General features: G+C 65.4%; 11 protein-coding genes and 2 rRNA genes (1 of these 13 only partly in view). 1 reads left to right on the forward strand and 12 read right to left on the reverse strand.

From position 1 onward, the window contains the following. The first annotated feature begins 7 nt into the window (after nt 1-7). Nucleotides 8-373: a PRC-barrel domain-containing protein gene (locus tag ACLLJJ_RS04330; protein WP_434587930.1), complete on the forward strand. Its 366-nt coding sequence runs from the start codon at nt 8-10 to the stop codon at nt 371-373. On the opposite strand, the gene ACLLJJ_RS04335 is transcribed toward ACLLJJ_RS04330, so the two are convergent. The 12 genes from ACLLJJ_RS04335 to ACLLJJ_RS04390 form a co-directional block, all read right to left on the reverse strand. Further along, complete coding sequence (locus ACLLJJ_RS04335; protein ID WP_434587931.1) at nt 301-1,845, reverse strand: DNA polymerase IV; 1,545 nt, start codon at nt 1,843-1,845, stop codon at nt 301-303. The genes ACLLJJ_RS04330 and ACLLJJ_RS04335 overlap by 73 nt on opposite strands. Nucleotides 1,846-1,902: 57 nt before the next feature. Continuing rightward, nucleotides 1,903-2,514, reverse strand: coding sequence for a MerR family transcriptional regulator (locus tag ACLLJJ_RS04340; RefSeq protein ID WP_283521392.1), 612 nt, complete (start codon nt 2,512-2,514; stop codon nt 1,903-1,905). A gap of 158 nt (nt 2,515-2,672) precedes the next feature. After that, a complete protein-coding gene (locus tag ACLLJJ_RS04345; protein ID WP_006123076.1) occupies nt 2,673-3,146 on the reverse strand; it encodes a bifunctional nuclease family protein in 474 nt (157 codons plus the stop codon). Between the two features lie 53 nt (nt 3,147-3,199). Next, on the reverse strand, nt 3,200-3,940 hold the full coding sequence (gene ftsR, locus ACLLJJ_RS04350) for a transcriptional regulator FtsR (protein WP_434587932.1): 741 nt from the start codon (nt 3,938-3,940) through the stop codon (nt 3,200-3,202). A gap of 17 nt (nt 3,941-3,957) precedes the next feature. After that, nucleotides 3,958-4,905, reverse strand: a complete 948-nt coding sequence (locus tag ACLLJJ_RS04355; RefSeq protein ID WP_434600298.1) for an FHA domain-containing protein — start codon at nt 4,903-4,905, stop codon at nt 3,958-3,960. 82 nt (nt 4,906-4,987) lie between these two features. Then, entirely contained in the window at nt 4,988-5,794 is an 807-nt protein-coding gene (locus ACLLJJ_RS04360) for a DUF881 domain-containing protein (protein ID WP_434587933.1), read from the reverse strand. A 5-nt stretch (nt 5,795-5,799) separates the two neighbouring features. Further along, nucleotides 5,800-6,132: a small basic family protein gene (locus ACLLJJ_RS04365; RefSeq protein WP_206964811.1), complete on the reverse strand. Its 333-nt coding sequence runs from the start codon at nt 6,130-6,132 to the stop codon at nt 5,800-5,802. Then, the gene (locus ACLLJJ_RS04370) at nt 6,129-7,061 is read right to left on the reverse strand and encodes a DUF881 domain-containing protein (RefSeq protein WP_434587934.1); all 933 of its coding nucleotides are present in this window, start codon (nt 7,059-7,061) and stop codon (nt 6,129-6,131) included. Before ACLLJJ_RS04370 ends, ACLLJJ_RS04365 begins: the two co-directional genes overlap by 4 nt. Nucleotides 7,062-7,149: 88 nt before the next feature. Further along, complete coding sequence (locus ACLLJJ_RS04375) at nt 7,150-9,645, reverse strand: sugar phosphate nucleotidyltransferase (protein ID WP_434587935.1); 2,496 nt, start codon at nt 9,643-9,645, stop codon at nt 7,150-7,152. Nucleotides 9,646-9,761: 116 nt separating this feature from the next. Beyond that, nucleotides 9,762-10,370: a CDP-alcohol phosphatidyltransferase family protein gene (locus ACLLJJ_RS04380; protein ID WP_434587936.1), complete on the reverse strand. Its 609-nt coding sequence runs from the start codon at nt 10,368-10,370 to the stop codon at nt 9,762-9,764. A gap of 150 nt (nt 10,371-10,520) precedes the next feature. Continuing rightward, nucleotides 10,521-10,637 (reverse strand): 5S ribosomal RNA (gene rrf / locus ACLLJJ_RS04385). Between the two features lie 74 nt (nt 10,638-10,711). Continuing rightward, nucleotides 10,712-13,263, reverse strand: a 23S ribosomal RNA gene (locus ACLLJJ_RS04390) (it continues 571 nt past the right edge of the window).

The raw sequence follows: 13,263 nt of genomic DNA on the forward strand, positions 1-13,263 counted from the left end.
AGGGACCGTGCAGACCGACATCGATCCGCGCAGCCTGATCGGCCGCAAGGCGTACGACCGCAATGGCACCAAGATCGGAACGGTGGACGAGGTGTACCTCGACGACGCCACGGGAGTCCCCGAGTGGGCGGCCGTACGCACCGGGCTCTTCAGCCGCGACGCCTTCGTGCCCCTGGAGCCGAGCGAGGTCGTGGAAGATTCGCTGCGCGTCCCCTTCGAGCGGGCACTCATCAAGGACGCCCCTGACTTCGGCGTGGGCCGCCACCTCTCCCCGGAACAGGAACTGCAGCTCTACCACCACTACGGGCTAGAAATCTCGCCGCCCGCGCCCGACGGCGACTTCGGCCGGCTGGCGGGCGAGGACACCACCTGATCCTCTCGGCCCGCCGAATCCCCCGGCTCCGCCTGCTCCTGCGCCGCCCGCACCAACGGGAGCGGCTCGGAGGGCTCCAGGTCCGGATCGTCCACCTTGAAGGTCCGTACCCACCCGGGCCTGGAGGTCGGCTCCTCGAAGCGCACCGTGACCCGCCCGAGACCACTGCCCTGCACCCAGCCCGCTCCATGCTCGGCATGGCGCACATCGTGTCCCGCGTGCCACCGCCGCTCCGGCGGCGGCTCCGGCGCCCGCTCCACCGCCGCTCTGCCCCCGTACGGCTCCCCCTCCCCCGTCTTTCCTTCCTCGGCCCCCGCCTCCTCACCCGCCGCCTCCTCCGTCGCTGCCTTCTCTGTCGCCGCCTTCTGCGTCTCCGCCCTCTCGGTCTCCGCCCGCTCCGTCGCCACCTGGGCGAAGAGATCCTCCTGGGTGTAGTCCGCGAGCCCGGTGACCCCTACGCCGAGCAGCCGCACCCCACCCGTGGTGTCCACCGACTCCAGCAGCCGCCCCGCGGCCTCCCGCACCACGGCGGGATCGTCGGTGGGACCGCGCAGGGTCTCGGAGCGCGTCAGAGTCGAGAAGTCGTACCGCCGCACCTTCAGCACAACTGTCCGGCCCGACCGACCGGCCGCCCGCAGTCGCACCACGCACCGGTCGGCCAGCCGCCCCACCTCGGCCCTGATCCTGACCCGATCGTGCAGGTCCACCTCGAAGGTGTCCTCGACGGACACGGACTTCGCGTCCCGCTCGGGGACGACGGGCCGGTCGTCGTACCCGGAGGCCATCCGGAAAAGCGAGGCCCCGTGCGCCTTCCCCAGCAGCCGTACGAGCTCGTCCTCGCCCGCCCCGGCCAGGTCCACGACCGTCGTCATCCCGGCACGCCGCAGATGCTCCCCGGTGGCCGGCCCGACCCCGGGCAGAATCCGCACCGGCATCGGCGCCAGCAGCTCCCGCTCGGTGCCCGGCTCTATGAGCACCAGCCCGTCGGGCTTCGCCTGCTCCGAGGCGATCTTCGCCAGCATTTTGGAGCCCGCGAGCCCCACCGACCCGGTGAGCCCGGTGACGGCCTTGATGTCCGTTCGCAAGCGCTCTCCGGCCGTCCGGGCGGAGGCGGCGTCGTCGGCCACGCCACCCGCCTCCAGGTCCACGAAGGCCTCGTCCAGGCTCAGCGGCTCCACCAGCGGCGACAGCCGCCCGAGCAGCTCCATGACCTGGTCGCTCACCGCCCGGTACAGGGCGAAACGCGGATTGAGATACGCGGCGTTCGGGCACAGGCGCCGGGCCTGCGCGACCGGCATCGCCGAGTGCACCCCGAATCGTCTCGCCTCGTACGACGCGGTGGCGACGACCCCCCGCGTCCCGATCCCCCCGACGACCACCGGCTTTCCGCGCAGGCTCGGCTTCGACGCCTGCTCCGCGGCGGCGTAGAAGGCATCCATGTCCAGATGCAGGATGGTCGGTACGGGTCTCACATCACCGATGCTGCCGTACGGCACTGACAATCGGCCGCCGGCAGCGCGAAGAGGTGGTCAGACAGCCTTGTTGCGGCGTCGCGCGAGCTCGTCGGCGGGGTTGCTCCCGACGAGGGTCTCGCCGGTGTCGACCCGCTCGCCGTGCAGCTGGGACAGGGCGCTCTCCACGTCCCGCCACACCACGCCCACAGCGATCCCGAACACTCCCTGGCCGCCCTGGAGAAGCTCGACGACCTCATCGGGCGAGGAGCACTCGTGCACCGTCGCGCCGTCGCTCATCAGCGTCATCCGGTCGAGATCCTTGAACCCGCGGGCCCGAAGGTGCTGCACCGCCGTCCGGATGTTCTGCAGCGCGACACCGGTGTCCAGGAATCGCTTCACGATCTTGAGGACCACGACGTCCCGGAAGCTGTACAGACGCTGTGTGCCCGACCCGTAGGCGGGTCTGACGCTCGGCTCGACCAGCCCGGTGCGGGCCCAGTAGTCGAGCTGCCGGTACGTGATCCCCGCAGCCGCACACGCGGTCGGCCCCCGGTATCCGACGCTCTCGGTCGGTGCTGCCTCACCCGTGGCCGACGCTACGGCCTGCTGCCTCGCGGTGGGTTCTACCGCATTGCCGTAAAGCGGATACGGCCCGCCCGCCACCGTACCGTCGCCGCTGCTTCTCACGCCGACCTCCGTCCTTGACCTGCCCTTGTCGACGGTAGGCAGTCGCTTGGGGTGCGTCAACGATCGCCGCGCTCGCCGCGCCGAGTGATAATCACCCTAAGAGTGGTTTCCCGGGTGCCTCTTTCGGGAACGGCTCCTCGAATGTCCCGACGCGAAGGTCACTGGCTGTTGGTCCCGAAGTCCTCGGGGGAGATCTGGTCGAGGAACTCGCGGAACTTCTCCACTTCGTCCTCCTGCTCGTCCGGGATCGCGATCCCGGCGTCATCGAGGACACCGTCACTTCCGTAGATCGGCGTTCCGGTGCGCAACGCCAGCGCTATGGCGTCCGAGGGCCTCGCACTCACCTCGACTCCGCTGGCGAAGACCAGCTCGGCGTAGAAGACCCCTTCCCGCAGGTCGGTAATGCGCACTTCCGTGAGCTCCTGGCCGACCGCTTCGAGTACGTCCTTGAAGAGGTCATGGGTCAGCGGCCTGGCAGGGGCCATCCCCTGCTGGGCAAAAGCGATCGCGGTCGCTTCTCCCGGCCCGATCCAGATGGGAAGGTACCGGTCGCCTCCCACTTCACGCAGGAGCACGATCGGCTGGTTGGAGGGCATTTCCACCCGGACACCTACGACGTCGAGCTCGTTCACACAGCAACCCTAGGACGTGCCTGGCAGGTTTGGGTAGTCGGGCTCCTCCAAGCTCAGTCCAGCCGCACCCCGAGGGCCGTCTGAATGAGCGCGGCGTGGAGCCGGACGGACACCTCCGCGAGCTCCTTCGCGGTCTCCTCCGCATGTGCCCTGGTCTGCGGGTTCGGGTGCCGACGCAGGGGAGCGACCACCTGCTCGATCAGGCCGGCCTCGCGATCCGCGGCGGCTTTCACGGCTCGCAGATGCCGCGGCTCCAGGCCGAAACGCCCCAGATCCGCGACGAGCCTGGCGACCGTGACGGCCTGCGCGTCGTAACCGCCACCCGCCATCGGCGAGATCAGGCCGTACGACTCCCACGCGTCGAGCTCGTCCTCGCCGGCCTCCGCCGCCGCGAGGAGCTCGCGCCGACCGATCCGGACCGCGGTCGGGCCACCGATGTCGGCCGGTGAACCGTTGAACGCGTCGCACGGGCCGACGGAGGCAGGCAGCTGGACCTGCTCACCGCGCTCCAGTGCGTCCAGGTGCTCACGGATGACCTTCAGCGGCAGGTAATGGTCCCGCTGCATCCGCAGCACCTGAGCGAGCCGCTCGACGTCCTCGGGGCTGAATTTCCGGTAGCCGGACGCCGTGCGCTGCGGCTCGACCAGTCCCTCGGTCTCCAGGAAGCGAATCTTGGAGACCGTGACCTCGGGGAACTCCTCACGCAGCAGGCTGAGCACCGTGCCGATACTCACCAGGCGGTCATCCGCGGTGGCGGTGCCGCTTCCGGCACCGCCTGACGCTGTTCGCAGCATGGGTCTTCCCGTAGGCGTCACATGGCCCGCTGGCTCGCGTAGAACACCAGCCGGTACTTACCGATCTGCACCTCGTCACCGTTGGACAGGAGGAGCGCGTCGATCCGCTCACGGTTGACGTACGTGCCGTTCAGGCTGCCGACGTCAGAGACGGTGAACCCGCCGTCCGCACCGCGGCGGAACTCCACATGCCGACGCGAGACAGTCACGTCGTCGAGGAAGATGTCGCTCTGCGGGTGGCGCCCGGCGGTGGTCAGCTCACCGTCCAGGAGGAAGCGGCTGCCCGAATTCGGACCGCGGCGCACCACCAGCAGCGCGGCACCGAGCGGCAGGGCGTCGACGGCCGCCTGCGCCTCCGGCGACAGCGAGGGGGCAGCGGTCTGTCCCGTCGCCTCCGCCTCGTACGCCTCGAGCCCGGAGATGGAGATGGTCGACGTGGTCTCCGACGGGCGCTCGGGCGACGCCCCGGCACGCAGCGGCGCTCCGCAGTTGGAGCAGAAGCGGCTGGCCTCGGCATTGCGGTGCCCACACCTCGTACAAACCGGCAAGGCCGACATGGACGGTTCCTCCTGCCGCGGCTGCCCCGCAGAGGCGTTGGTTGCATAGGGGTCGGAGGTAAACCCTCCACCAGTACTTGAGGCTGACGATTCCCCGAAACCTATGCGGCCGGGACCGGCAGGGTCAACAGACGACGCGCCCTGTCCACCCGAGATGTCACCACCCGGACCAGCGACCTCGTCACGGAACAGCGGGCGTTCCCCGCTCTGCTCCTCGGCATCTCCATGGCGCGGGGCACGATGCCGGGCGGCGCCGTCCTCGCGTGTGCTCTTGCCGAACAACTTCGCAAACAACTTCACGGGCGATTCCCCTTGACCGAAACAGACCCGCCCGTGGGGCAGGACGAACCCTGAATGAACACACCTGCCGACTCGGACATCTTCACAACGTCCGTATCCGCCAAACAGTTTCCACCACGCACCGAGCCTTCGATGCGCCGACCCCCCGCAACCTCATGCCCGTGTCCCACGGCCCCCATGCACCCCCGTCTCACTGCGATGACGACCGAGCGTAGTCAGGCCGCTTCGCCGGTCGCAAGGCATCCACGACGACCTTCTCGGCCCTGGTCACCGTGACGGTGGCCTGCTCCTTCTCCAGAGTCTGCACAACACCACCCGGGATATTCAGCGCGGGCTCCAGATCCTGCGGCTTGCCGATCACTTCGAAGCGGTAGGGCGCGCCGATCTTCTGCTTGTCCACCCGGATGCCGCCGTCCCCGTCGGAGAAGTAGGTGTTGGCGACCACGCGGACGTCATTGATCTCGATCGCCTCCGCGCCCGCCGCCCGCAGCTCCTGGATCGCGTCGAGCAGCATGTCAGCCTCGACCGCGGAAGTCGGGTCGCTGATGGTCAGCTTGATCCCGGGCCCTTGCGCCGCCACTGTGCCGGCCAGGACACCGAGCTGGCGCTCCTTCTCCAGCGTCTGCTTACGCGCCTCTTCCGCCTGGTCCGAACTGGTTTCCAGCTCGGTGCGCTGATCGTCCAACTGCTGCTTCTCGTCCTCCAGTCGCTGCGTACGACCGTCCAGCTCGTCGAGGATCCGCACCAGGTCCTCCTGGCGGGCCCCGCGCAGCGCACTGTCGTCGCTCGTCGATCGGACCTGGATGGCCAGCCCGAGCCCCAGCACGAAGAGCAGCAGCGCCACGATGAGCTGGGCCCGCGTGACACGCGGCGGCCAGAGGCCGGCGATCAGCCGCTGACGCCCTGTCGCCGCCTGCCGCGCGACCGGTTCTTGCGGTTCCGGCGCATCCGGGCCCTGCTGCGGGTTGTCGCCCTGCGGGTTCTCTTCCGTATTCATCGGCCTCACGCCCGGAAAACGTGCCGGCGAATCGCCGCAGCGTTGGAGAAGATACGGATGCCGAACACCACGACCACACCCGTGGACAACTGCGCGCCGACGCCCAACTTGTCACCCAGGAACACGATCAGCGCGGCCACCACGACGTTGGAGAGGAAGGAGACAACGAAGACCTTGTCGACAAAGATGCCGTCGAGCATGGCCCGCAGTCCCCCGAACACCGCGTCGAGCGCGGCGACGACGGCAATCGGCAGATACGGCTCGACCACCGCCGGCACTTCGGGGCGAACGAACAGTCCGACCACGACTCCCACGACGAGGCCCAGTACGGCGATCACGATGTGCCTTTCCCTGTGTTGGCCACGTCTTTCCCGGCGCCCGTGACCAGCGGTTCTGCTGTACGTACGATCAGACTCGGCGCGGCCGGCAGCCGAACCTCTCCCTGATCGGAAATGCTCGTCCTGATGCCGTAGTTCTGCTGCAACACATGCAAGTACTGACCATCGGCACTGTCCTGGAAGTCCGTGCTCAGCTGGCGCCCGTCCCCGACGGCAAGCACCGTGTACGGGGGCACCAGTGGCTTGTTGTCGACCAGTATCGCGTCGCCCGCGGCTCGGATCGCCGACAGGGCCGTGAGCCGCTGTCCGTTGATGGCGACGGCTTCGGCGCCGGACGACCACAGCCCGTTGACGACCCGCTGCATGTCACGGTCCCGTACCCGGCCGGTGTCGGAGAAGCTCGTGCTCTCGCGCGGCCCGCCGCCACCCTCCTCGGTGTCCTTGGCATCGTCCACCATGAGCTTCACGCCCGGACCTCGCACCGCCGTCGCACCGGACAGCAGAGCGACCAACTGACCCTGCTCTCCGCCGTGTTCCTGCAGCGCCTTACGCTGACGCTCCCCCACCTCGGCCCTGAGCTTGTCCACATCGCCCTCGAGCCCGTCGGCCGCCGAGGTCTCCGCCTCGATCCGGTCGATGAGCTCCTCGCGCTCCTTGGCGACCACGGGGGCCGCTATACGCGCCTGCGCCGCACCGACAGTGACGACCAGCGCGGCCAGCACGAGCCCTGCGGCAAGCCCGAGCTTCGCGCGAAGGGTGCGCGGCATCCCCGCGCTGCCATCGGCCTGCCTTCGAGCGGTCGCTTCCGCGTACCCGTCGTCGAGGCTGTGGTCCATCACATTCGTCAGCAGCGACATGGACGCGTCCGGGCGCCGTGGTGGGGAGGAGGAGGTGCTCCTCACGGGGGGCTGCTGCGACATGACGCACATCGTCGCACGTCGAAGGTCCTACCACCGAATGGCCCCACCGGTGTGCCGGGCGTCGTGTGAAGACGCTGTCCGGCACACCGGTCACGCCTCAGTGACCTGCACCGTCCACGACCGCGGACCACTCGTCGAGCAGGGCCTGGGCCGACTCGTCGTCCGGCCCTTCGGCCCACAAATGAGTGACAGCCTCGGCGGGATCGGGCAGCACCATCACCCATCGACCGTCAGCCTCGACCACACGCACGCCATCGGTCGTGTCCACCGACCGCTCGCCGGCCGCCTCGACAACACTGCGCATGACGAGCCCCTTGACCGCCCAAGGCGTCGCCAGGTCGCGCTTCAGCACATGGGCCCGCGGGATGCGCGCGTCGATCTGACTGAGAGTGAGCTGCGTCCTGGCCACCAGCCCGATCAGCCGCACAAAGGCGGCCGAGCCGTCGAAGACGCTGCTGGACTCCGGAATGATGAAGCCACCGCGGCCGTCACCACCGAAGATGGTCGTGTCCTCACGGCCCACTCGCGTCAGGTCGTCGGGCGAAGTGGTCGTCCACTCCACCTGTGTCCCGTGGTACGCCGCCACCTGCTCGGCAATCCTCGTGGTGGTGACGGGCAGAGCCACCCGGCCACTCCGCCGGTCCGCCGCGACGAGGTCGAGCATCACCAGGAGTGCCCGGTCGTCCTCGATGATCCGCCCACGCTCGTCGACGAGCGACAACCGCTCGCCCACCGGGTCGAACCGCACCCCGAAGGCCGCCCGAGCCGACGCGACGATCTCCCCAAGGCGCACCAGGCCGGACCGGCGGGTGTCGCCGGTCTCCGTCGGCCTGGACTCGTCGAGCCCCGGATTGATGGTCAACGCGTCAACACCCAGCCGTCCCAGCAGGCTAGGCAGCACCAGACCGGCACTGCCGTTCGAGGCGTCGACGACCACTTTCAGCCCGGCCTCCGCGATTCCCGTGGTGTCCAGGTTGCGCAGCAGGGATCCGGTGTACGAGTCGAAGACGCTGGCCGGGAAATGCAGATCCCCGATCTCGCCGGGGAACGCACGCCGGTACTCCTGACGCGCGAAGACCCGGTCCAGCTTCCGCTGACCCGCCTGCGAGAGGTCCGAACCACGCTCGTCGAAGAACATGATGTCCACGGAGTCGGGCACACCCGGCGTCGTACGGATCATGATGCCGCCGGCGCTGCCTCGCGCCGTCTGCTGACGTGCCACGGGCAGCGGCACGTTCTCCAGATCTCGTACGTCGATCGCGCTCGTCTGGAGCGCCGAGATCACCGCGCGCTTCAGCGCCCGCGCGCCACGCGAGTGGTCACGCGCCGTGGTGACCGTGGCGCCCTTCTTGAGCGTGGTCGCGTACGCCCCGGCCAGCCGTACTGCCAGCTCAGGGGTGATTTCCACATTCAGGATGCCGGACACACCGCGCGCACCGAAGAGATGCGCCTGGCCACGCGACTCCCAGATCACCGAGGTGTTGACGAAGGCGCCGGCCTCGATGGTCTTGAACGGGTAGACCCGCACATTGCCCTGAATGATCGATTCTTCGCCGACCAGACACTCGTCCCCGATGACAGCGCCGTCCTCGATACGCGCCGCCCGCATGATGTCGGTGTTCTTGCCGATCACGCAGCCGCGGAGGTTGCTGTGCTGGCCGATGTAGACGTTGTCGTGCACAACTGCCCGGTGGAGGAAGGCTCCGTTCTTCACCACGACGTTCGATCCCACGACCGTGTGCTCGCGGATCTCCACGCCGGCCTCGACCTTGGCGTAGTCGCCAATGTAGAGCGGCCCGCGGAGGACGGCGTCCGGGTGCACTTCGGCACCCTCGGCCACCCAGACCCCCGGGGAGATCTCGAAACCGTCGATGTCGACGTTGACCTTGCCCTCAAGGACATCGGCCTGTGCCTTGACGTAGCTCTCGTGCGTGCCTACGTCCTCCCAGTAGCCCTCGGCGATATAGCCGTAAATGGGCTTGCCTTCCTTCATCAGCTGAGGGAAGACATCACCGGACCAGTCCACCGAGGTGTCTGCCTCGACGTAGTCGAAGACTTCGGGCTCCATGACGTAGATGCCCGTATTGACGGTGTCGGAGAAGACCTGGCCCCAGGTGGGCTTCTCGAGGAAGCGCTCGACCTTGCCCTCTTCGTCCACGATCGTGATACCGAATTCAAGAGGATTCGGCACCCGGGCCAGGCACACCGTGACCATCGCGCCCTTTTCCTTGTGGAAACGGATCAGGTCGGTCAGGTCGAAGTCGGTGAGGGCATCGCCAGAGATAACAAGAAACGTGTCATCCTTCAGCGCCGCTTCAGCATTCTTTACACTGCCTGCGGTGCCGAGTGGCTTCTCCTCGTTGGCATAGGTCAGCTCCATTCCGAGCTCTTCGCCGTCACCGAAATAGTTCTTGACCAACGAGGCAAGAAACTGCACGGTCACGACGGTTTCACTGAGCCCATGCCGCTTGAGCAGCCGCAGCACATGCTCCATGATCGGCCGATTGGCCACGGGGAGCAGGGGCTTGGGCATGCTCGAGGTCATGGGGCGAAGGCGTGTACCTTCGCCACCAGCCATCACAACGGCCTTCATGTCGGAAGGATCCTCCTTGAAGAGACAACGGTCTGGCCGACCTCACCCAGCCGGGGCTGACCCGCAGACATCGCGCGCGGGCAACCAGGCGCTGCAGTGCGCCACTATCGGCAGGCTCAGTCGGCCGCTGTGTCCGCCTTCACCAGCCGGCGGACCTGAACCACATAGAGGATCCCTGCCCACCAATACAGAGTTGTACCCCATCCGGCGAACGCCCATCCGAAAATAGCAGCCAGTGATGAGAGCCATCCGGTTCCGTCACTGAGAAGCAACAACGGGAAGGCGTACATCAGGTTGAACGTCGCGGCCTTGCCGAGGAAGTTCACCTGGGGTGGCGGATAACCGTGCCGGCGGAGGATACCCACCATCACCAGAAGCATCAGCTCACGGGCCAATAGGGCCGCTGTGAGCCAGAGGGGCAGGATCTCCCGCCAGGTGAGGCCGATCAGGGTGGAAAGGATGTAGAGCCGGTCCGCCGCGGGGTCCAGCAGCCGGCCGAGACTGCTGATCTGGTTCCAACGCCGGGCGAGCTTCCCGTCGAGATAGTCGCTGATACCGCTGAGCATCAGCACCAGCAACGCCCAGCCGTCGCGATTTGGCTCACCGAACACAGGGAGAAGGATCAGCCACAGGAACACGGGCACGCCGACGAGGCGAGCCATGCTGAGCATGTTCGGGATGGTGAGGACCCGGTCCGTCTGAACGCGAGTCTCCTGGACCTCCACCCGGGGGCCTCCTGTGGGAACGTGTCAATGATGCTCCCTGAGCCTACCCTCAGCCACCACCGGCAGGCGCACAGGGGTGGCGGGGCCAGACCAGGTCGGGAACGCAGAAAAGCCCCGCACCATAAGGTGCGGGGCTTTCCCACAATAATTGTTCGGCGGCGTCCTACTCTCCCACAGGGTCCCCCCTGCAGTACCATCGGCGCTGAAAGGCTTAGCTTCCGGGTTCGAAATGTAACCGGGCGTTTCCCTAACGCTATGACCACCGAAACTCTATGAAGTTAACCAAACCGGTGTATGCACAGTTCGTTACTTCAGAACTAACACAGTGGACGCGAGCAACTGAGGACAAGCCCTCGGCCTATTAGTACCAGTCAGCTCCACCCGTTACCGGGCTTCCACATCTGGCCTATCAACCCAGTCGTCTACTGGGAGCCTTAACCACTCAAGGTGGTGGGAATACTCATCTCGAAGCAGGCTTCCCGCTTAGATGCTTTCAGCGGTTATCCTTTCCGAACGTAGCCAACCAGCCGTGCCCTTGGCAGGACAACTGGCACACCAGAGGTTCGTCCGTCCCGGTCCTCTCGTACTAGGGACAGCCCTTCTCAATATTCCTACGCGCGCAGAGGATAGGGACCGAACTGTCTCACGACGTTCTAAACCCAGCTCGCGTACCGCTTTAATGGGCGAACAGCCCAACCCTTGGGACCGACTCCAGCCCCAGGATGCGACGAGCCGACATCGAGGTGCCAAACCATCCCGTCGATATGGACTCTTGGGGAAGATCAGCCTGTTATCCCCGGGGTACCTTTTATCCGTTGAGCGACAGCGCTTCCACAAGCCACTGCCGGATCACTAGTCCCGACTTTCGTCCCTGCTCGACCCGTCGGTCTCACAGTCAAGCTCCCTTGTGCACTTACACTCAACACCTGATTGCCAACCAGGCTGAGGGAACCTTTGGGCGCCTCCGTTACTCTTTAGGAGGCAACCGCCCCAGTTAAACTACCCATCAGACACTGTCCCTGATCCGGATCACGGACCGAGGTTAGACATCCAGCACGACCAGAGTGGTATTTCAAGATTGACTCCACACACACTGGCGTGCATGCTTCAACGTCTCCCACCTATCCTACACAAGCCGAACCGAACACCAATATCAAACTATAGTAAAGGTCCCGGGGTCTTTCCGTCCTTCTGCGCGAAACGAGCATCTTTACTCGTAGTGCAATTTCACCGGGCCTATGGTTGAGACAGTCGAGAAGTCGTTACGCCATTCGTGCAGGTCGGAACTTACCCGACAAGGAATTTCGCTACCTTAGGATGGTTATAGTTACCACCGCCGTTTACTGGCGCTTAAGTTCTCAGCCTCGCACACCCGAAGGTGCACTAACCGGTCCCCTTAACGTTCCAGCACCGGGCAGGCGTCAGTCCGTATACATCGCCTTACGGCTTCGCACGGACCTGTGTTTTTAGTAAACAGTCGCTTCTCGCTGGTCTCTGCGGCCACCCCCAGCTCACGGAGCAAGTCCGATCACTAGTGATGGCCCCCCTTCTCCCGAAGTTACGGGGGCATTTTGCCGAGTTCCTTAACCATAGTTCACCCGAACGCCTCGGTATTCTCTACCTGACTACCTGAGTCGGTTTAGGGTACGGGCCGCCATGAAACTCGCTAGAGGCTTTTCTCGACAGCATAGGATCATCCACTTCACCACAATCGGCTCGGCATCAGGTCTCAGGCACATGTCATCCGGATTTACCTGGACAACGCCCTACACCCTTACCCCGGGACTACCACCGCCCGGGCTGGACTACCTTCCTGCGTCACCCCATCGCTTACCTACTACCACCTTGGACCGGCGGCTCCACCACTTCCCTTTGCCCGAAGGCTCCAGGACGGCTTCACGGCCTTAGCATTAATGGGTTCAGTACTGGGCGTTTCAAAGCGGGTACCGGAATATCAACCGGTTGTCCATCGACTACGCCTGTCGGCCTCGCCTTAGGTCCCGACTTACCCTGGGCAGATCAGCTTGACCCAGGAACCCTTAGTCAATCGGCGCACACGTTTCTCACGTGTGTATCGCTACTCATGCCTGCATTCTCACTCGTGAACCGTCCACCACTCGCTTACGCGGCGGCTTCACCCGGCACACGACGCTCCCCTACCCATCCGCACTCCCGTTGGGGATATGTGTACGAATGACACGACTTCGGCGGTACGCTTGAGCCCCGCTACATTGTCGGCGCGGAATCACTAGACCAGTGAGCTATTACGCACTCTTTCAAGGGTGGCTGCTTCTAAGCCAACCTCCTGGTTGTCTGTGCGACTCCACATCCTTTCCCACTTAGCGTACGCTTAGGGGCCTTAGTCGATGCTCTGGGCTGTTTCCCTCTCGACCATGGAGCTTATCCCCCACAGTCTCACTGCCGTGCTCTCACTTACCGGCATTCGGAGTTTGGCTAAGGTCAGTAACCCGGTAGGGCCCATCGCCTATCCAGTGCTCTACCTCCGGCAAGAAACACACGACGCTGCACCTAAATGCATTTCGGGGAGAACCAGCTATCACGGAGTTTGATTGGCCTTTCACCCCTAACCACAGGTCATCCCCCAGGTTTTCAACCCTGGTGGGTTCGGTCCTCCACGACCTCTTACAGCCGCTTCAACCTGCCCATGGCTAGATCACTCCGCTTCGGGTCTTGAGCGCGCTACTAAACCGCCCTATTCGGACTCGCTTTCGCTACGGCTTCCCCACACGGGTTAACCTCGCAACACACCGCAAACTCGCAGGCTCATTCTTCAAAAGGCACGCAGTCACGACTGTATGTGCAAGCACATACAGCGACGCTCCCACGGCTTGTAGGCACACGGTTTCAGGTACTATTTCACTCCGCTCCCGCG

Source organism: Streptomyces sp. A5-4, from assembly GCF_051131715.1.
Taxonomy (GTDB): domain Bacteria; phylum Actinomycetota; class Actinomycetes; order Streptomycetales; family Streptomycetaceae; genus Streptomyces.

Excerpts from the sequence above, each read along its gene's own strand:
- ACLLJJ_RS04375 (WP_434587935.1), bottom strand. The coding sequence starts at position 9,645 with ATGAAGGCCGTTGTGATGGCTGGTGGCGAAGGTACACGCCTTCGCCCC.
- ACLLJJ_RS04370 (WP_434587934.1), bottom strand. The coding sequence starts at position 7,061 with ATGTGCGTCATGTCGCAGCAGCCCCCCGTGAGGAGCACCTCCTCCTCC.
- ftsR (WP_434587932.1), bottom strand. The coding sequence starts at position 3,940 with ATGCTGCGAACAGCGTCAGGCGGTGCCGGAAGCGGCACCGCCACCGCG.
- ACLLJJ_RS04360 (WP_434587933.1), bottom strand. The coding sequence starts at position 5,794 with ATGAATACGGAAGAGAACCCGCAGGGCGACAACCCGCAGCAGGGCCCG.